The following is a 17,447-nucleotide window of genomic DNA, read 5'->3' as shown; positions in this document are numbered from 1 at the left end:
CCTTGATTAGTAAACGCGCTTCTTCGGCGCAATCTTGGCGAGGCTGATGCCGCCTTCCTCTTCCGTCGTCAACGGATCGAGATGGACAGGGCGGTAGTCAAGCTTGACCTTGCCATCCGGCGACAGCCAGGACAGGGTGTGCTTGCGCCACACGGCATCGTTGCGATCCGGGAAATCCTCATGCGCATGAGCGCCGCGGCTTTCCTGACGCGCTTCGGCGGAAACAACCGTCGTCAGCGCATTGGCCATCAGGTTTTCCAGCTCAAGCGTTTCAACGAGATCGGAATTCCAGATCATCGAACGGTCGGTGACCTTAATATCCGGCAGTTCATGCCAGAGCTTTTCCATGCGCTCAACACCCTGCTTGAGCGATTCCGACGTGCGGAACACGGCGGCATCTTCCTGCATGGTGCGCTGCATCTTCTCGCGCAGTTCTGCGGTCGGCTGGGAGCCGTTGGCAAAACGCAGGCGGTCGAAGCGTTCCATGATCTTGTCACAGGCGGCGAGGTCCAGGTCAGGGATCTTCGACTTGCGGTCGATGACCTGACCGGCGCGGATTGCAGCCGCACGGCCGAACACGACCAGATCGATCAGCGAGTTGGAACCAAGGCGGTTTGCACCATGCACCGAAGCGCAGCCTGCTTCGCCGACAGCCATCAGGCCCGGCTGTACGCGGTCCGGATCGGCCTCAGTCGGGTTCAGCACTTCGCCCCAATAGTTGGTCGGAATGCCGCCCATATTGTAGTGAACGGTCGGCAGAACCGGGATCGGTTCCTTGGTCACGTCAACGCCCGCGAAAATCTTGGCCGATTCCGAAATACCCGGCAGGCGTTCATGCAGAACAGCCGGATCAAGATGGTCGAGATGCAGGAAGATGTGATCCTTGGCCTTGCCGACGCCGCGACCGGCACGGATTTCCATGGTCATGCAGCGCGAGACGACGTCACGCGAGGCAAGATCCTTGGCAGAAGGCGCGTAACGCTCCATGAAGCGTTCGCCTTCGGAATTGACCAGATAGCCGCCTTCACCGCGTGCGCCTTCAGTAATCAGGCAGCCAGCGCCATAAATACCAGTCGGATGGAACTGCACGAATTCCATGTCCTGCAGCGGCAGGCCGGCACGTGCAACCATGCCGCCACCGTCGCCGGTGCAGGTATGGGCGGACGTTGCCGAGAAATAGGCGCGACCATAACCGCCCGTCGCCAGAACCACCATCTTGGCGGAGAAACGATGAATGGTGCCATCATCGAGGTTCCACGCCACGACGCCGGTGCAGACACCGTCAGTCATGATGAGATCAAGCGCGAAATATTCGATGAAGAACTGCGCATTGTTCTTGAGCGACTGGCCATAGAGCGTATGCAGGATCGCGTGGCCGGTACGGTCGGCAGCAGCGCAGGTGCGCTGAACCGGGGGGCCGTCGCCGAAATTCTGCATGTGACCGCCGAACGGGCGCTGATAGATCTTGCCTTCTTCCGTACGCGAGAAAGGCACGCCGTAATGTTCCAGTTCGTAGACGGCGGCAGGCGCTTCACGCGCCAGATATTCCATCGCATCGGTGTCGCCGAGCCAGTCCGATCCCTTGACGGTATCGTACATGTGCCACTGCCAGCTATCCGGGCCCATATTCTTGAGCGAAGCGGCAATGCCGCCCTGTGCGGCAACCGTGTGCGAACGGGTTGGGAAAACCTTGGTGATACAGGCCGTCTTCAGGCCCTGCTCGGCCATGCCGAGCGTTGCGCGCAAGCCTGCGCCACCGGCTCCAACCACCACCACGTCGAACTTGTGATCGACATAGGTATATTTGCTTGCCACAGCGGCGTCAGCCGCGTTGTTTACTGCACTAGCCATCGGGCTATCAACCTCCGAAGCTCAGCTTGATGATCGCAAAGATGCAGGCAAAACCGACCACCGCCGTAAAGAAGGTGTTCAGCATCACCAGCACGACCTTCATGCCTTCGCTATGCGCATAATCTTCAATAATGACCTGCATACCCAGACGCATGTGATAGACGCCGGTCAGAATGAACAGCGCCATCACGATTGCCGTGAAGGGATGCGACAGAGCAGCCCGGACTTCCGCATAGCTTGCGCCATTGAGCGAAATGACCAGACCGATGAAAAACATGACCAGCGGCACAAGAGCGACTGCGCTCAGGCGCTGATACCAGAAATGACCGGTGCCTTCCTTGGCCGATCCCAGACCCCGAACCTTGCCGAGCGGAGTGCGCATATCATTGTTCATACCGTTCATGAAACCAGCTCCCCTTAGCGCACCGAATAGGCAACGACCCAGACGAGGATCGTGGCGATGACGGAGAAAACGACGGTCGCCCATGCGATCTTCGAAGCTGTGTGCTTTTCAAGCCCCGCGCCCGTATCCCAGATCAGGTGACGAACGCCACCAGCCAGATGGTGCAGAAGTGCCCAAGTATAGCCGAACAAGATCAGGCGACCGATCCATGACGAGAACAATGCATTGACGATATTGAAGCACTCTTCGCTGACTGCAGCCGAAATCAGCCAGGCTGCCAGCAAAAGGGTGCCGACGTAAAGTGCACCGCCTGTGATGCGATGGACGATAGACATCGTCATCGTAATGACCGGCTTGTAGATGGACAGGTGCGGCGACAAAGGACGCTGACGCGTTACAGTCGGTTGTGTCATGGCTCTGTAGGCTTCCCTGACGTTTCTCTCCGGCAACACCCCGCAGACGAAGATCAGCGAAGCAGCCAGAGGCGGGTTCTCCCGAACCCTCGTTCGATGTCGTCCAAAGCGCAGGGAACCGGACTTTACGATCCCGCGCCGGTACGACCCAATAAAATATGGCTGGGCCGTGGCGTACGGCCCTATGTGGCGCTTTCTACTGCGCTTTTACCATCACGTCAAAGAAGCTTTTTCACGAAAAGACTAACAATTGGTCGCACCTGGGCGACACATTCGCGTGATTGCGGCATTCAAACGATTGAACACCGCAATCGGCAAAAACATGTGTAATTTCATCAACTTTTGAGAAATCGATTAATTGCCGAATCGAATCACATAGCTCGACCAATCGGCAGCCGTGGCGATCTGTTCATAGAGTTTGCGCCCGTCTTCCGGCACGCGCGGCGCGTTGAGCACCAGCTTGGACCAGCTGCGCTCCTCGGCCTTGTCGGCCAGCACGTCGATCAGCGCCTTGGCGATGCCCTTTCCACGATGATCGTGATGCACATAGATATGGTCCACCTGTCCTGCACGCAGGCCTGTCACGGGTTCGGGCAGATCGTAGAAGATCACGAAGCCGACCAGATTTCCGTCAACCCTGGCACCCAGTGTTTCAGCGGCACGATCCTGAAGCAGATGCTCGGCATAAAAATCATCGGGGCGGCGTGGAGCGCCGCGCTTCAGCGCCTGCGCATAGCTTGCCAGCAGCGGTGCGAATTCATGGGCATCACGCAGATGGAGGAGCGCAATATCGACGGCATGATCTTTGGTCATTGGACGTTCCTTGGCGTTTCCAGCTCTTCCACCTGCGACCTGCGAAGCAGTAGCGCACGGGAAGACCGGTTCGATTTTAGCCAGCACGGATGACAAAGGTAAAGAAAGAGTTAAAATAGTCCTCATTCTCTTTGGGATCATGCGTGATAAGGCTCGATCAACGATGGCAAACCGCAAACGGATGATGCTTGGTCTGATTGTCGTCGGCATTCTTGCGCTGGCCGGTCCCGCGCTTGCCGAGGAAGCTGCGCACTTCGTCGACGCATCGGGCAATCTTGTCATCCAGACGCCGGATAACGGCGTCAGAATCATCCGGGTCGGCGCGGCACAGAAGTCATTTTTGTCTTCGCCGCAACGCATAAAAGTGATTACCGCGCCACGGGATCACGCCGTTGCCTATATCGTTGCCAAGCCCAACAGCAATTGCGAAAGCGCAGTCGTGCTGCGCGGGCGCTCTTTCATGTATGGAATCGACCGCGGGGAAACGCCGGTTCTCGACCATGCGGGCTGCGGCTATCATTAGAATTCGTTCAACGCCCGGCCTTAGAGCGGAATTCCACGATGTTTTCGTCCACCAATATCGGCAGAGCGGTGCGGACGCAGTTACGCCCACCCTTCTTCGCTTCGTAAAGCGCCCCGTCGGCCCGCTTGTAGAGATCGGAAAACACATCGTCGAATTCCATTTCCGCGATGCCGAAGCTCGCGGTGAATTCAATCCCGCCATTCCTGCCGGAAATATGGACATCGCGACAAACAAGTCGGGTCTTGTCTGCAAATCGCCATGCGGACTGGATCGTGTTGCCCGGCAGAATGATCGCGAATTCCCAGCGCATGACCATGCGTATCATTGATTACCTTGAAGTGGTCGATGTCGCACAGAACAAGCGACAGAGCCTGCCGCATGCGTTTCGATTTTTCGATTGCAGCCTCGGCACGAAACTCGAAGCCGCGCCGGTTGAGCAGCCCCGATAGCTGGTCGGTTTCGGAGCGGATCAGCATATTGGCAATCAACTCCCGCATCAGGCTCAAGAGCAGAAGCAGTCCACCCGCAACAGAAAGAGCGGCACCGATCGACTGCGAGAACATCGCATAGGTCGTATCGATATAGTCTCTGGGTTCAGCTCCCGTCCCTCCCGACAGCATCGCGATGACCGGCTTGAACAGAAAATGGACCGCACTAAAGCCGAACAGCACCGCCATCAACGTATCGATGCCGTTGCGATCCACCCGCAGGATCAGCCAAACCGCAAGCAGCAGGACGAGGAAATAGGGTGCCTGATAAAGCACCATGCCGATCATCTGGCTGCGGGCAATGTCATATATGCCGTAGACCACAGCAAGCGACACAATTGTCAGTAAACCGAGCGCAATCCACGGCACCGGTCGGACATACATTCGCGCCAGACCGACGACCAGACAGGCCAATGTCAGGTAATAGGTCGAAAAGGCGAGCATATAACCGAGGCGGGGATTGGGAATGGAAGGCATGGCAAGCTCTGTAAGGAAATAGAGCATTGCGAAAATGAAACCGAAGGCGAAGACAGGCGCTGCCGCATTATCCCGCGCATAAACGGCGATGCCGAGAAATGCGAAAGCAAACAGACCGGAAACGGTCATGTTGATCAGGAGGATAAAGTCGGCTCCATTCATCAATGCTCTTCCCCGTGCTGGCTGTCAAAGGCTTCCAAACGCTAAAGCGCCGTGCGTCCTTTTATGGACGCACAAAGGACGCTCTAAACCATTGAACCTACGCATCGTGCTTTCTGAAAATCTATTCCGATTTTCAGGCCGATGCTGTAGCCACCCCATGCCTCCTTACAATCAAAGCGTGAAAAAGCTGCTAATATACAGCCAAAGAAAAACCGCCGGGATGAGCCGGCGGTTTGATCTTTCCAGAAGCGTTTTAAAAACACCTCATCTGGTGTGAAACCTTAGTTCCATTCGCGAATGTCGACGAAATGTCCGGCAATGGCAGCGGCGGCGGCCATGGCTGGCGACACAAGATGCGTGCGGCCTTTGAAGCCCTGACGGCCTTCAAAATTGCGGTTCGAGGTCGAAGCGCAACGTTCGCCCGGCTTCAGGCGGTCGTCGTTCATGGCAAGGCACATGGAGCAGCCCGGCTCGCGCCAGTCAAAACCGGCTTCGATGAAGATCTTGTCGAGACCTTCAGCTTCCGCCTGTTCCTTCACCAGGCCAGAACCCGGCACGATCATGGCGTTTACGCCAGCAGCAACCTTTTTGCCTTCGGCCATGCGCGCAGCGTCGCGCAGATCTTCGATACGGCCATTGGTGCAGGAGCCGATGAAGACGCGATCGATTTTGATATCGGTCATCTTGGTGCCCGGCTTCAGGCCCATATAGTCCAGAGCACGCCACTTCGATGCACGCTTGGTCTCGTCCTTGATCTCGTCCGGATTCGGAACGATGTCGGTGACGAAGACCACGTCTTCCGGCGAGGAACCCCAGGAAACAACCGGAGAAATCTTGGCAGCGTCGAGTTCGACGATCTTGTCGAAATGCGCACCTTCATCCGAATGCAGTGTCTTCCAGTAGGAAATCGCCTGTTCCAGTGCCTCGCCCTTCGGTGCACGAGGCTTGCCCTGCACATAGGCAAAAGTCGTTTCGTCCGGTGCGATCAGGCCTGCGCGAGCGCCACCTTCAATCGACATGTTACAGACCGTCATACGGCCTTCCATCGACAGCGAACGAATGGCATCGCCCGCATATTCGATCACATAGCCGGTGCCACCGGCGGTGCCGATTTCGCCGATGATGGCGAGAGTGATGTCCTTGGCGGTGACGCCGGGAGCCAGCTTGCCATTCACACGCACCAGCATGTTCTTGGCCTTTTTCTGGATCAGGGTCTGGGTTGCCAGAACATGCTCCACCTCAGAGGTGCCGATACCGTGCGCCAGCGAGCCGAAAGCACCGTGCGTGGAAGTGTGGCTGTCGCCGCAAACGATCGTCATGCCCGGAAGGGTGAAGCCCTGCTCCGGTCCGACGATATGCACGACGCCCTGACGGCGATCACGTTCGGAATAATATTCAACGTTGAAATCCGCGGCATTCTTGGCCAGAGCCTCGACCTGAATGCGGCTTTCCTCGTTCTTGATACCGTTGATGCGGTCTGGCGAGGTCGGGACATTGTGGTCGACGACGGCCAGCGTCTTTTCAGGATGCCGCACCTTGCGGCCAGCCATGCGCAGGCCTTCAAAAGCCTGCGGGCTCGTCACTTCGTGCACAAGATGGCGATCAATATAAAGGAGGCAGGTTCCGTCTTCCTGCTGATCCACTACATGGTCGTCCCAGATCTTGTCATAAAGTGTACGCGGCGCGCTCATTGCGAGAGGTCCTTTGAATAGTTCTTAACTTTGGCTGTCATATGCACCCGCCGTCACAGTTCGTCAAGAAACTGAAACCGCAACAGGGTGTCGCAGTAACAATCTTGCGAGATATCGGCAGAATTATGCGTTATGTTACGCAGCCCTATGCATTTGGCAAATAAAAAAGGCGACCAAAGGCCGCCTTTTTCAAACAGAGTGCTGTGAAGCTTATTCAGCAGCAGCCTTGGCAGCCTCAGCCTTGGCGGCGGCAGCCTTGTCAGCTTCGCGCTCGGCCTTGGTACGGTTGTCTTTCTTTTCAGCAATACGGGCAGCCTTACCGGTAAGGCCACGAAGGTAGTAAAGCTTCGCGCGACGTACCTTGCCGCGGCGAACGAGTTCAACGCCTTCGACGATCGGCGAGTAAACCGGGAATACGCGCTCTACGCCTTCGCCGTAGGAAATCTTGCGAACGGTGAAGTTTTCGTTGAGACCAGCGCCGGAACGGGCAATGCAGACGCCTTCATAGGCCTGCACGCGGGTACGCGTGCCTTCGGTAACGCGAACCTGAACGCGAACTGTGTCGCCCGGCTGGAAATCTGGAAGCTTGCGCTTTTCTTCAATCTTTGCTGCCTGTTCGGCTTCAAGCTGACGAATGATATCGGTCATCGTCTGACTCCTTCTGAATTCTTCTCAAACAGTCAGAGCGCTCTACACTTGCCGCCAAGCAACCCTTGGCCCTGCGGCTATGCCTTCAGTTTCAGGCAGGAGCGGTACACCATTTATTGGTTTACGGACGTCTCGGGCTTTGCCCGAACGAGGTATTTCACGTCGGGTTTCCCCGAACTGGCAGGCACATACAGCATCGCGCAGGATTTGTCACGCCCTGTCAGAAATTTTCGTAGCCAGCCTCTCGATACTGTGCCACAAATATCGTCAACAATAAAAATATAAATCGTAAACAACTATAAAAGCTGCCGCTTAAATGGGAACGCTATGACAATCAAGAATCCATCACCCTCGTTATACAACGAGGATCTGGCACCAGCCGAAGAGCGCAAATGGGGTGCTTTCAGCATTTTCAACGTCTGGACATCGGACGTTCATAGCCTCTGGGGCTATTATCTCGCCGCAAGCCTGTTTCTTCTGTGCGGCAGCTTCTTGAACTTTGTCATAGCCATCGGTGCGGGGTCACTGGTCATCTTCTTCCTGATGAGCCTGGTGGGTAATGCCGGCGTACGAACGGGCGTGCCTTTCCCGGTGCTGGCGCGGGCATCGTTCGGCACGTTCGGAGCCAATTTTCCAGCACTCGTGCGCGGCGTTGTCGCCTGTTTCTGGTATGGCGCACAGACGGCTGCCGCCTCCGGTGCACTCGTCGCATTGCTGATCCGCAACGAGAGTATGCTGTCCTTTCATCAGAACAGCCATCTTCTCGGCCACTCTACCCTTGAAGTCATCTGCTATGTCCTGGTTTGGGCGGCCCAACTTCTCATCATCCAGCGTGGCATGGAAACCGTACGCAAGTTTCAGGATTGGGCCGGCCCGGCCGTCTGGATCATGATGCTTATCCTGGCTGTTTATCTGGTCATTAAAGCCGGCACGTTCTCGTTCGGCAGTGAAATTCCGCGCGATGTACTGCTTGAGAAAACGAGAGATGCGGGTGTCATGGGCGAGCCAGGGTCCTTTGCAGCGCTCGCGGCTGTTGCAGCCACCTGGATCACCTATTTCGCAGCGCTCTATCTGAACTTCTGTGACTTCTCACGTTATGCCAAGGATGAAGCATCCCTGCGGCGCGGCAATCTGTGGGGTCTGCCGATCAATCTTCTGGCCTTCTGCCTCGTCGCCGGCGTCACAACCACTGCGGCCTTCACCGTCTATGGCGAAGTCCTGCTTCATCCGGACCAGATTTCGGCAAAATTCGATAGTTGGTTCCTTGCGCTCCTTGCCGCACTGACTTTCACCGTCGCAACGCTCGGCATCAACGTGGTTGCAAATTTCGTTTCTGCGGCCTTCGACTTCTCCAACACATTCCCGCAGAAAGTCTCGTTCAAGCGGGGCGGTGTCATCGCAGCTCTGATCGCTCTGATCCTCTACCCGTTCGCGCCGTGGGAAACCGGTGCAGCGCATTTCGTCAACTTCCTCGGCTCCACCATGGGTCCGATCTTCGGAATCATGATGGTCGACTATTATCTATTGCGTCGCGGACAGTTGAATGTGGCTGATCTTTATCAGGAGAATGGTGAATTCCGGTTCCAGAACGGTTGGCACGTCAAGGCTTTCATCGCTTTTGCAATTGGTGCCTTGTTCTCATCCGTCCTGCCAATGGCCACCAATCTCCTGCCGGCATGGTGGGCAACCTATGGCTGGTTCTTCGGCGTCGGTATTGGCGGCGGCGTCTATTTTGTACTGCGCAGATCGCAGACAGAACTTCGCAAGCCCGCACATCAGCATTCTGCCTGATTATACGAAACGAAAATGCCCGGCATATGCCGGGCATTTTTCATTTATACCAAGGCGTTGAGAAGCTAACGCATCACGCCTTGAAAAAGTTCAATCGCCACTCGGGCTTAACCAAAATCCAATGGGCTTTACCCGATGGACTTTGGCATTACCGGCCAATCCGGCCAAGATGCGTATCTTGAAAACCTGATCCATATTTGAGACCGAAACCCAAAGCGCGGTCGACACCAATATGCACGGCCCAGATCAGCGCCATGGCGATACAGATCTGCCAGTTCATCGCCCAGCCCAACACCGCCAGAAGCACAACACCGATCCAGCTATGGGCGATATTATAGACCACGGCGCCGGTGCGCGGCCCCTTCATATAGCCGAAGAACGAAAGATCGGGCGCCAGAATGAGTATTGCGAAAAGCCACCAGCTGGCACCGCTGACCCAATAGGCACCCAATGCCAGCAGAGCGAGAGAGAGACTTTCGAGCCGCTGGATCAGGTTCATTTGCGTTTGCGTTTGCCCTCGCAATAGGCTTCCCAAAGATCGGGACGCCGTTCCCTCGTGATCCTCTCTGCCTGCTCATGCCGCCATTTATCGACGGCACCATGATTGCCGGAGGTCAGGATTTCGGGAATAGGCCGATCTTCCCAAACCTGCGGACGCGTATAATGCGGATGTTCAAGCAACCCAGTCTCAAAACTTTCCGTCTCGCCGGATTCTCGATTACCCATCACACCCGGCAGAAGCCGCACGATGGCGTCCAACAGAACGATTGCGGCAGTTTCTCCACCCGACAGGATGTAATCGCCGATCGATACTTCTTCGAGATTGCGCGCCTCAATGACGCGTTCGTCTACGCCCTCGAAGCGGCCACAGAGAATGATAGCGCCCGGCCCGTCAGCCAGTTCGCGTACGCGCTTCTGCGTCAGCGGCTTTCCGCGTGGGCTCATCAGCAGCATCGGGCGGCGACCGTCGGCAACCGAATCCAGCGCGCGGGCGATAACGTCCGGCTTCATCACCATGCCAGCGCCGCCGCCAGAGGGCGTATCGTCCACCATACGGTGCCGCCCTTCCGCAAAGTCGCGAATCTGCACCGCATCAAGCTGCCATTTGGCTTCGCCAAGCGCCTTGCCTGCAAGCGAAGTGCCAAGAGGGCCGGGAAACATTTCAGGATAAAGCGTCAGCACCGATGCATGAAAGAAGCTGGCCTCATCATCGGGCTTCGAAACTTCGGTCATGACTTCTTCGGCTTTTTCTTTTCGCTCTGCGGGCGTTCATCTTCATCGTCGGCGATCAATCCAGCAGCATAGGGCTCGACCAGCAAAGTGCCCTTGTCCAGATCGATTTCCGGTACCGCTGCTTCCGTGAAAGGAATAAGCATCGGGCGCTTGCCCTTTTCGCTGAGCTCGATGAGGTCGCCACCACCGAAATCAAACAGGGCACTCACCACGCCATAGGTCTTGCCTTCGGCATCCACCGCCAGCAGGCCGATCAGGTCGGTCTGGAAGAACTCGTCTTCATCCAGTTCGTCGTCCGGCAGTTGCGAACGATCGATGAAAAGTTCGACACCGTTCAGCGCCTCGGCGGCATTGCGGTCATTAATGCCCTTGAACCGCACGACCACGACAGTCTTTGCAGGGCGGGCTTCCAGAACCTCGTAGCTCTTGCCCTGTTCGTCATAGAGCAGGCCGTATTCGGCGATGGCCAGCGGATCGCCGGTAAAAGTCTTTACGCGCACTTCGCCGCGCGTGCCATGGGCGGCACCGATAACGGCGAGCTGGATCGGGTTTTCTGGACGCGGCATTGCCAACCTTGTTTCTGCTGCTTGGATAGGACTATTTTTCGTTCCATAGCCCTTTCGTCAGCTCAATTCACCTCAATTCGTAAGAATAGTGCTTTTCGCCTCGCGGACAACCAGCCGGTAACCTATCGCTGGCAAACTGCCCTTCCATCCAGAGTGAACGACCGGCTTGATTATGACGACGAACAGCGAATTTCTGATCCCCGCCCGCGCCGACCTTGCAGCGGCACGTGAAGAATGGCTGAAGACGCTGAAAGATGCGCGCCGCCTGTCGGAAAATACGCTTGAAGCCTACGAGCGCGATACGCGCCAGTTTCTCAATTTTCTGACCGGTCATCTGGGGGAACCGCCTTCACTAAAGGATGTCGGCAATCTGCGCATTGCCGATCTGCGTTCCTTTCTGGCCAGCCGTCGCAATGAAGGTGTTGGAGCCAGGACGCTGGGGCGCGGTCTTGCCGGTGTGCGCTCGCTTCTGCGCCATCTGGAAAAACGCGGTCTTGCCAATGCGGCAGGCGCAAGCGCCATGCGCGCGCCGCGCCAGCCGAAATCATTGCCGAAACCGCTGACCGCCGAAGATGCCCGGCGCGTGGTTGCAGCCGATGGTCAAATGGCAGAGGAACCATGGATCGCGGCGCGCAATGCCGCAGTCCTGACCTTACTCTATGGTTGCGGCCTGCGCATATCGGAAGCGCTCGGCCTGATGGGCGATGCACTATCCGACGGCACGGCTCGTTCCATCACCATCATGGGCAAGGGCAACAAAGCGCGCCTTGTGCCGTTGCTGCCCATCGTGCATCGCGCCGTTGCGCAATATCGAGCGCTTTGTCCGTTCGATCTTTCCGCCGACAAGCCGCTTTTTCGTGGTGCCAAGGGCGGCGTGCTGCATGCTGCGATCATCCAGCGCGAAATGCAGAAACTACGTGCTGGTCTCGGCCTGCCGGACAGCGCGACGCCGCATGCGCTGCGCCATTCCTTCGCCACCCACCTTCTGGGGCGGGGCGGCGATCTCAGAACGATCCAGGAGTTGCTTGGCCATGCAAGCCTCTCGACCACACAGGTCTATACCGGCGTGGACACCGAGCGGCTCTTGGAAGTCTATGACAAAGCTCACCCCCGGGCTTAACCGGCTTGAGAAGTCGCTGGCATCGGCAAAAACCACCCCTATATTACTCTCATGAAAAAGCTGCTTCTCGTTCTTCTCTATGCCTGCCTGGCAGGCGCAACTTTCGCCCGCGCCGACGATGCGCCCACTGCATGCGCCGTGCACGGCGTCAATCTCATCGACGGGCTGGAGACCAAGGACCCGGCAAGCTGGAAGGAATTGCAGCGCGAAGCTGACGCTGTGCCCAATCGCAGAGGGCTTCTCTGGAAGATCGACAAAGACGGCGTCGCCCCGTCCTACCTCTTCGGCACGATCCATCTTTCTGATCCGCGCGTCCTGACATTGCCAAAAGCTGCCGACGAAGCCTATCGTTCAGCGAACACCGTCGTCATCGAAACGACGGATATTCTGGACCCGAAGGCTTTCCTGCGTCTCAAGCTCGAGCAGCCCGACCTGCTGCACTTCACTGACGGTAGCACCCTGAAGTCGCATATTCCACCCGAGCGTCGCGAGGAGATCGAACAGAAGCTGGCAGAACGCGGTATCGTTCTCGATGCAGTTGCGAAAATGAAGCCGTGGGTGCTGACCAGCCTGCTCGCACTTCCAAAGTGCGAGAGGGAGCGCAAAAGCGAGGGCGAGAAATCGCTTGATGAACGGCTGGCTCTCGATGCGCAGGCCGAGGGTCGCAATGTATTGGGGCTGGAAAGCGCTGCAGAGCAACTGGTGGCGATGAACCGGATGCCGCTTGACTTCCATCTCCGCAATCTCGTGGCTACCGTCGACTATGGTGATAAGGTCGAGGATGCCATGGAAACCACGACTGCGCTCTACCTCAAGGGCGAGATTGGTCTAATCATGCCGTCGCTCCGGAAAATAGTTCCAGACAGCCTTTCCGAAGAGGACTACGAGCTATTTCTGAAATATCTCATTTCTGACCGCAATCAGGTCATGGCGGATCGTGCCGTCCCGATCATCGACAAGGGAAATACCTTTATTGCTGTCGGTGCACTGCATCTGCCGGGCAAGGACGGTATAATCGAATTGCTACGTGCAAAAGGCTATCGGGTGACCCCGCTATAGAAGTATATGCCTGAATATTTCTAACCGGCTTTCAAATCGGTGATGCTGTTTTCAATTGCGGTAATATTGAGTTCGAGTTCGGCAATCTGTCTCAGTATGGATTTTCCCGGCAGCGCTTCTTCCCTGGCCGCTTCATCCAGAAGCTTGAACTGTTCATCGCGCAAAAGCGATGAGAGCTTTTCGAAGCGCTCGATGGTTTTCAGATTTTCTTTCGACGGCATTAAGTCGTTCCTCAAATTTCAGCGTCGTTTCTGACCGCTTGCAACAATAAGCTTTATCAGTGCTTTACAGTGATAAAGCCTGGATAGCCAGTTGATCGATCACAAATCCGATCAGCAGACCACTTCCATGATTGAATATACATATCGATATGCAGTTTCGCTCGGGTTAACGACACCTTCGCGGAACACCTCTGCCCAGCTACTAATCCCTTTTCCTTCTTATATTAGAGTTTTTGGAACTACTGGGACTTTCTCGCATTAATATACACCGGGTTTGTTATCGCAACGCAGGACAAAGCGCATCAGAAGTGGTCGGAGCACGAATTGGCTCATAAATGACCGCTGATACCCGGCAACTATCGCTTCCCAACTATCACCTTGATGATGGAAGGGACCTCTGGAGGAACCCGTTATGGTTGATCCCCTTGATCCGCGAAACAGTGATCCCCGCACGACGACTGATCCGCGCCTGTCGGACCCGTCTGGCCAGTCGGGAATGCCGACGCCTCCACCCCAACGCGGCGGAAGCGGCTATCTGCTCGGCGCAGTGCTTTTGGCAGCGATCATTATCCTCGCTTACTTCTTCTACCGGAATGGCAGTGGAACGGATACTGCGGCTCCGCCTCCCCCGCCACCGGCGACGCAGAGCGAGCCTGCAACACCGGCTCCAGCTCCTGCTAAGCCGCCAGCGCAGAATTAAACATCAAAAAAAGCCCCGCTTTTGCGGGGCTTTTTATAGTCACATGGTTGCAACCGATTACATATGGATCGGCTTGGCAAAGGTCGCCAGAGCGGATTCACGCACGGCTTCCGACATGGTCGGATGGGCGTGGCAGGTGCGGGCCAGATCTTCGGACGAGCCGCCGAACTCCATCAGAACAGCCAGTTCGTGGATCATTTCGCCGGCATTGTAGCCGAGGATATGCGCGCCCAGAACGCGGTCAGTCGCCTTGTCGGCAAGGATCTTCACGAAACCATCGGTGTGCAGCATGGCACGTGCACGACCATTGGCCGTGAACGGGAACTTGCCAACCTTGTATTCGATACCGGCGGCCTTCAGTTCTTCCTCGGTCTTGCCGACGGAAGCGACTTCCGGCTGCGTGTAGACGACGCTCGGGATAACGTCGAAATTCACGTGACCGGCTTGGCCGGCGATGATTTCGGCAACAGCAATGCCTTCGTCTTCAGCCTTGTGCGCCAGCATCGGGCCCTGAACCACGTCGCCGATGGCATAGATGCCTTCGACATTGGTGCGCCAATGGTCGTCGATCGCAACGCGGCCGCGATCATCGACAGCGACACCCGCTTCCTGAAGGCCGAGACCATCGGTATAAGGGCGCCGACCGGTCGCGATCAGAACCGCATCGGCTTCAAGCGTTTCAGCCGCGCCACCCTTCACCGGTTCGAACGTCACCTTCGTGCCCTTGCCTGCCTTATCCACGCCGGTCACCTTTGCGCCGAGTTTGAAGGCAATACCCTGCTTTTCGAGCAGGCGCTGGAACTGCTTCGACACTTCGCCATCCATGGGTCCAAGCACCTTGTCGAGATATTCGACGACCGTGACCTTCGCACCAAGACGCGCCCAGACGGAACCAAGTTCCAGACCGATCACGCCGCCGCCGACAACGATCAGGCTGCCTGGAACCTTGTCGAAGGAAAGCGCGCCGGTTGAGGAAACGATGACCTTCTCGTCAATATCGACCTTCACGCCCGGAATGCCCGCGACATCGGAACCGGTGGCAATGATGATGTTCTTTGCCTCGATCTCCTCGACCTTGCCGTCTTCGGCAGTCACGGAAACCTTGCCCTTGCCGACGATCTTGCCGGTGCCGATGAAGGCCGTGATCTTGTTCTTCTTGAACAGGAATTCGACGCCCGTGACGTTGGCCTTCACGGTCGTGTCCTTATGCGCCAGCATCTTTCCCAGATTGAGCTTCGGTGTCACTTCCACGCCGAGCGTATCGAAGGAATGACCGGCTTCGGCGAAAACTTCCGACGCATGCAGAAGCGCCTTGGAAGGAATGCAGCCGATATTCAGGCAGGTGCCACCGAAGGTCTTGCGCTTCTCCACAACAGCAACGGAAAGACCAAGCTGTGCAGCCTTGATCGCGGCGACATAACCGCCGGGGCCCGTGCCGATGACAACCACATCGTATGACATTGAACTATCCTTCTTCAGTCTGTCCTGAACGTTTTTCGAACGCCCCGTCCATCCGGGCCCGTTCCTTCATTCGAAATTATTCACATATAATCAGTGCCTGCGGGCTACCGATCATTCCTCGTCTGGTGAGCATCCCTGAAAACGGAATGCTTCCCACTGAAGCGGCTTTTCGGGTTTTGCCGCTCCAAAATCATAACCATCCAGCGCCGTCACCAGATCGGGCAGCAGGATCGCCTGGGCTGCCGGTTCGTCCGCCTTGGGCAGAACGTCAGCTTCCGCGCCTTCCTTCAGCGCATAGATGACACTCTGCCAGATGCTGCAATCATCGAGATCTTCTGGATTGGAACCGTCGCCCTTGCAGTTGAAGGTCAGCAACGCATAGGGACGCGCCACGCCTTCTTCCGGCCAGATCACCATGCCGCTCAGCTTGAAGTCGGGCTTGTCATTGGCCGTGATGGTGAATTCATTCGTCGGCGCCGGTGACATTTTCAGGTCGTTCGGCTGCTCCGGACGAAAGGTCAGCGTATAGGCATCGTCGCGATCACGATAAATCGCCCGGTTCTGGGTGCAGGCCGCCTGAACCGCAGTCGAGAACACGGTGAGCGCAAGCACCGAAACGGCGGCAGTCCTGAAAAGCTTGTTTGCAGCGTGCATCTGTCGGTTCTCCCTGAATGTTCCGGTTGAGTGTTTCCGGCAGCGAATCGAGATTCAGCCAAACTGAACCCGTTGCTTCTTACATAGCCTTTTCGGTGGCAAGTTTAAGTCCCAGCGCGATGAAGACAACACCGCTGGTCCGATCGATCCATTTCGAGGCGCGCGAGAAGGCGGCGCGCATCTTCGGCGTCGTCATGAACAGGCTGACGCCGACGAACCATGAGATCAGCGCGGTCGCCATCACAACGCCATAGCCAAGCTTCACCTCGGTCGGCGTATGAGCATGAACGACCGTCGAAAAAATCGACAGAAAGAAGAACACTGCTTTCGGATTGAGCGCATTGGCCGCAAAACCGAGGCCGAACGCCTTGGCGAAGCTCTGCGGCTTGCGCGGTTCCTTCGATGCCATTTCCACATCGATCTTCGTCGCTCCAGCGCGCAACGCCTTGATGCCGATATAGACCAGATAGGCCACACCGCACCATTTGACGATATTGAACAGATAGATCGACTTGGAAATGATGAGCCCGAGACCCAAAACCGTATAGGTGACATGCATCATCAGGGCGGCGCCGATGCCGAAGCTCGTGATGATCGCCTCGCGACGGCCATGCAGCAGCGATTGCCGGATAACCATGGCGAGATCGGCGCCAGGGGAAACGATGGCAAAGACGAAAATCGCCATCAGGGATGCAAGTTCGAACAGATAGGGATGCATCGCGTTTCCTTCATTGCGCGTGTTTCACGCGCAGGCTGTCATCACAGAACCAGAGCCAGAAGCATGATACCGAGCCCCACCAGACTAATGAGCCAGACGAAGGAACGGAAATAGGGAATGCCCGCCAGATAAAGCGGGATATAGACGATGCGGCCGAAAAACCAGAGCCACGCCCCGAGAATACCCCATCCGGACGGATCGCCCTTCAGCACGAGCGCCAGAGCCAGACCGATGAAAGCCGGATAGGTCTCGCGGAAATTGGCGGAGGCCCGCTCCGCGCGACCGGCAAACTTGCCGGAGGGTTTCAAACCCTCGTCGCGCGGACCGGCATTCCATTGAGAGCCGAGTTCCTTTGTTGCCGCAAAGCCCTGCAGGAGGATATGAACCACCAGCAGGACAACGCTCAAGCCGACCAGCGGCAGAAACGGGGATGCGGAGAAGATGCCCGGCTCCAT

At 56.7% G+C, this 17,447-nt stretch carries 19 protein-coding genes and 1 pseudogene; 5 read left to right on the top strand and 15 right to left on the bottom strand.

Annotation, left to right across the window (positions count from 1 at the left end; translation table 11 throughout):
• Nucleotides 1-6 precede the first annotated feature (6 nt).
• From sdhA to HWX93_RS03990, 4 genes are all read right to left on the bottom strand, one after another.
• Nucleotides 7-1,851: a succinate dehydrogenase flavoprotein subunit gene (gene sdhA, locus HWX93_RS04005; RefSeq protein ID WP_061344522.1), complete on the bottom strand. Its 1,845-nt coding sequence runs from the start codon at nt 1,849-1,851 to the stop codon at nt 7-9.
• Nucleotides 1,852-1,858: 7 nt separating this feature from the next.
• On the bottom strand, nt 1,859-2,254 hold the full coding sequence (sdhD, locus tag HWX93_RS04000) for a succinate dehydrogenase, hydrophobic membrane anchor protein (RefSeq protein ID WP_109988608.1): 396 nt from the start codon (nt 2,252-2,254) through the stop codon (nt 1,859-1,861).
• A 14-nt stretch (nt 2,255-2,268) separates the two neighbouring features.
• Nucleotides 2,269-2,667 (bottom strand): succinate dehydrogenase, cytochrome b556 subunit, encoded by a 399-nt coding sequence (gene sdhC / locus HWX93_RS03995; protein WP_176036570.1) that lies wholly within the window; start codon nt 2,665-2,667, stop codon nt 2,269-2,271.
• Nucleotides 2,668-3,021: 354 nt separating this feature from the next.
• Nucleotides 3,022-3,480 carry a GNAT family N-acetyltransferase gene (locus HWX93_RS03990; protein WP_006470954.1) on the bottom strand — a complete coding sequence of 153 codons (459 nt, stop codon included), beginning with the start codon at nt 3,478-3,480 and terminating at the stop codon, nt 3,022-3,024.
• 163 nt (nt 3,481-3,643) lie between these two features.
• Between HWX93_RS03990 and HWX93_RS03985 the strand changes: the two genes are divergently transcribed.
• The gene (locus HWX93_RS03985) at nt 3,644-4,003 is read left to right on the top strand and encodes a hypothetical protein (protein WP_176036569.1); all 360 of its coding nucleotides are present in this window, start codon (nt 3,644-3,646) and stop codon (nt 4,001-4,003) included.
• A 7-nt stretch (nt 4,004-4,010) separates the two neighbouring features.
• Here the strand turns inward: HWX93_RS03985 and HWX93_RS22955 are convergent.
• The 3 genes and pseudogenes from HWX93_RS22955 to rplS form a co-directional block, all read right to left on the bottom strand.
• Nucleotides 4,011-4,479, bottom strand: a pseudogene (locus HWX93_RS22955) (GGDEF domain-containing protein).
• A 932-nt stretch (nt 4,480-5,411) separates the two neighbouring features.
• Nucleotides 5,412-6,821, bottom strand: a complete 1,410-nt coding sequence (leuC, locus tag HWX93_RS03975) for a 3-isopropylmalate dehydratase large subunit (protein WP_061344527.1) — start codon at nt 6,819-6,821, stop codon at nt 5,412-5,414.
• Between the two features lie 210 nt (nt 6,822-7,031).
• Nucleotides 7,032-7,469 (bottom strand): 50S ribosomal protein L19, encoded by a 438-nt coding sequence (gene rplS / locus HWX93_RS03970; protein ID WP_006467977.1) that lies wholly within the window; start codon nt 7,467-7,469, stop codon nt 7,032-7,034.
• 327 nt (nt 7,470-7,796) lie between these two features.
• On the opposite strand from rplS, the gene HWX93_RS03965 reads away from it, so the two are divergent.
• Nucleotides 7,797-9,260, top strand: coding sequence for an NCS1 family nucleobase:cation symporter-1 (locus tag HWX93_RS03965; protein ID WP_176036568.1), 1,464 nt, complete (start codon nt 7,797-7,799; stop codon nt 9,258-9,260).
• Between the two features lie 148 nt (nt 9,261-9,408).
• Here HWX93_RS03965 and HWX93_RS03960 read toward each other — a convergent pair whose 3' ends face one another.
• Genes HWX93_RS03960 through rimM form a run of 3 tightly spaced genes read right to left on the bottom strand, consistent with a single transcriptional unit; the run spans nt 9,409 to nt 11,059 of the window.
• Entirely contained in the window at nt 9,409-9,759 is a 351-nt protein-coding gene (locus HWX93_RS03960; protein WP_109988614.1) for a DUF4260 domain-containing protein, read from the bottom strand.
• The gene (gene trmD / locus HWX93_RS03955; RefSeq protein ID WP_176036567.1) at nt 9,756-10,493 is read right to left on the bottom strand and encodes a tRNA (guanosine(37)-N1)-methyltransferase TrmD; all 738 of its coding nucleotides are present in this window, start codon (nt 10,491-10,493) and stop codon (nt 9,756-9,758) included. Before trmD ends, HWX93_RS03960 begins: the two co-directional genes overlap by 4 nt.
• Entirely contained in the window at nt 10,490-11,059 is a 570-nt protein-coding gene (gene rimM / locus HWX93_RS03950) for a ribosome maturation factor RimM (RefSeq protein WP_176036566.1), read from the bottom strand. Before rimM ends, trmD begins: the two co-directional genes overlap by 4 nt.
• 172 nt (nt 11,060-11,231) lie before the next feature.
• On the opposite strand from rimM, the gene HWX93_RS03945 reads away from it, so the two are divergent.
• Nucleotides 11,232-12,179: a tyrosine recombinase XerC gene (locus HWX93_RS03945; RefSeq protein WP_176036565.1), complete on the top strand. Its 948-nt coding sequence runs from the start codon at nt 11,232-11,234 to the stop codon at nt 12,177-12,179.
• 51 nt (nt 12,180-12,230) lie between these two features.
• Entirely contained in the window at nt 12,231-13,238 is a 1,008-nt protein-coding gene (locus HWX93_RS03940) for a TraB/GumN family protein (protein ID WP_176036564.1), read from the top strand.
• A gap of 20 nt (nt 13,239-13,258) precedes the next feature.
• On the opposite strand, the gene HWX93_RS03935 is transcribed toward HWX93_RS03940, so the two are convergent.
• Nucleotides 13,259-13,459 (bottom strand): hypothetical protein, encoded by a 201-nt coding sequence (locus HWX93_RS03935; RefSeq protein WP_006470960.1) that lies wholly within the window; start codon nt 13,457-13,459, stop codon nt 13,259-13,261.
• 412 nt (nt 13,460-13,871) lie between these two features.
• Between HWX93_RS03935 and HWX93_RS03930 the strand changes: the two genes are divergently transcribed.
• A complete protein-coding gene (locus HWX93_RS03930; protein ID WP_176036563.1) occupies nt 13,872-14,159 on the top strand; it encodes a hypothetical protein in 288 nt (95 codons plus the stop codon).
• 57 nt (nt 14,160-14,216) lie between these two features.
• Here HWX93_RS03930 and lpdA read toward each other — a convergent pair whose 3' ends face one another.
• The 4 genes from lpdA to HWX93_RS03910 all read right to left on the bottom strand — a co-directional run bounded on the left by lpdA (nt 14,217) and on the right by HWX93_RS03910 (nt 17,447).
• Entirely contained in the window at nt 14,217-15,620 is a 1,404-nt protein-coding gene (gene lpdA, locus HWX93_RS03925; protein ID WP_176036562.1) for a dihydrolipoyl dehydrogenase, read from the bottom strand.
• Between the two features lie 111 nt (nt 15,621-15,731).
• Nucleotides 15,732-16,274: a hypothetical protein gene (locus tag HWX93_RS03920; protein WP_109986946.1), complete on the bottom strand. Its 543-nt coding sequence runs from the start codon at nt 16,272-16,274 to the stop codon at nt 15,732-15,734.
• A 79-nt stretch (nt 16,275-16,353) separates the two neighbouring features.
• On the bottom strand, nt 16,354-16,992 hold the full coding sequence (locus HWX93_RS03915; protein ID WP_109986947.1) for a LysE family translocator: 639 nt from the start codon (nt 16,990-16,992) through the stop codon (nt 16,354-16,356).
• 41 nt (nt 16,993-17,033) lie between these two features.
• Complete coding sequence (locus HWX93_RS03910; protein WP_176036561.1) at nt 17,034-17,447, bottom strand: MAPEG family protein; 414 nt, start codon at nt 17,445-17,447, stop codon at nt 17,034-17,036.

This window comes from Brucella tritici (assembly GCF_902825325.1).
GTDB lineage: Bacteria > Pseudomonadota > Alphaproteobacteria > Rhizobiales > Rhizobiaceae > Brucella.
The sequence above is the reverse complement of the archived record's forward strand: the minus strand, read 5'-3'. Positions and strand labels throughout refer to the sequence as shown.

Bases quoted from the DNA above. Each gene is read 5' to 3' on its own strand.
- sdhA (WP_061344522.1), bottom strand. From the start codon at position 1,851: ATGGCTAGTGCAGTAAACAACGCGGCTGACGCCGCTGTGGCAAGCAAA.
- sdhD (WP_109988608.1), bottom strand. From the start codon at position 2,254: ATGAACGGTATGAACAATGATATGCGCACTCCGCTCGGCAAGGTTCGG.
- sdhC (WP_176036570.1), bottom strand. From the start codon at position 2,667: ATGACACAACCGACTGTAACGCGTCAGCGTCCTTTGTCGCCGCACCTG.
- HWX93_RS03990 (WP_006470954.1), bottom strand. From the start codon at position 3,480: ATGACCAAAGATCATGCCGTCGATATTGCGCTCCTCCATCTGCGTGAT.
- HWX93_RS03985 (WP_176036569.1), top strand. From the start codon at position 3,644: ATGGCAAACCGCAAACGGATGATGCTTGGTCTGATTGTCGTCGGCATT.
- leuC (WP_061344527.1), bottom strand. From the start codon at position 6,821: ATGAGCGCGCCGCGTACACTTTATGACAAGATCTGGGACGACCATGTA.
- rplS (WP_006467977.1), bottom strand. From the start codon at position 7,469: ATGACCGATATCATTCGTCAGCTTGAAGCCGAACAGGCAGCAAAGATT.
- HWX93_RS03965 (WP_176036568.1), top strand. From the start codon at position 7,797: ATGACAATCAAGAATCCATCACCCTCGTTATACAACGAGGATCTGGCA.
- HWX93_RS03960 (WP_109988614.1), bottom strand. From the start codon at position 9,759: ATGAACCTGATCCAGCGGCTCGAAAGTCTCTCTCTCGCTCTGCTGGCA.
- trmD (WP_176036567.1), bottom strand. From the start codon at position 10,493: ATGACCGAAGTTTCGAAGCCCGATGATGAGGCCAGCTTCTTTCATGCA.
- rimM (WP_176036566.1), bottom strand. From the start codon at position 11,059: ATGCCGCGTCCAGAAAACCCGATCCAGCTCGCCGTTATCGGTGCCGCC.
- HWX93_RS03945 (WP_176036565.1), top strand. From the start codon at position 11,232: ATGACGACGAACAGCGAATTTCTGATCCCCGCCCGCGCCGACCTTGCA.
- HWX93_RS03940 (WP_176036564.1), top strand. From the start codon at position 12,231: ATGAAAAAGCTGCTTCTCGTTCTTCTCTATGCCTGCCTGGCAGGCGCA.
- HWX93_RS03935 (WP_006470960.1), bottom strand. From the start codon at position 13,459: ATGCCGTCGAAAGAAAATCTGAAAACCATCGAGCGCTTCGAAAAGCTC.
- HWX93_RS03930 (WP_176036563.1), top strand. From the start codon at position 13,872: ATGGTTGATCCCCTTGATCCGCGAAACAGTGATCCCCGCACGACGACT.
- lpdA (WP_176036562.1), bottom strand. From the start codon at position 15,620: ATGTCATACGATGTGGTTGTCATCGGCACGGGCCCCGGCGGTTATGTC.
- HWX93_RS03920 (WP_109986946.1), bottom strand. From the start codon at position 16,274: ATGCACGCTGCAAACAAGCTTTTCAGGACTGCCGCCGTTTCGGTGCTT.
- HWX93_RS03915 (WP_109986947.1), bottom strand. From the start codon at position 16,992: ATGCATCCCTATCTGTTCGAACTTGCATCCCTGATGGCGATTTTCGTC.
- HWX93_RS03910 (WP_176036561.1), bottom strand. From the start codon at position 17,447: ATGGAGCCGGGCATCTTCTCCGCATCCCCGTTTCTGCCGCTGGTCGGC.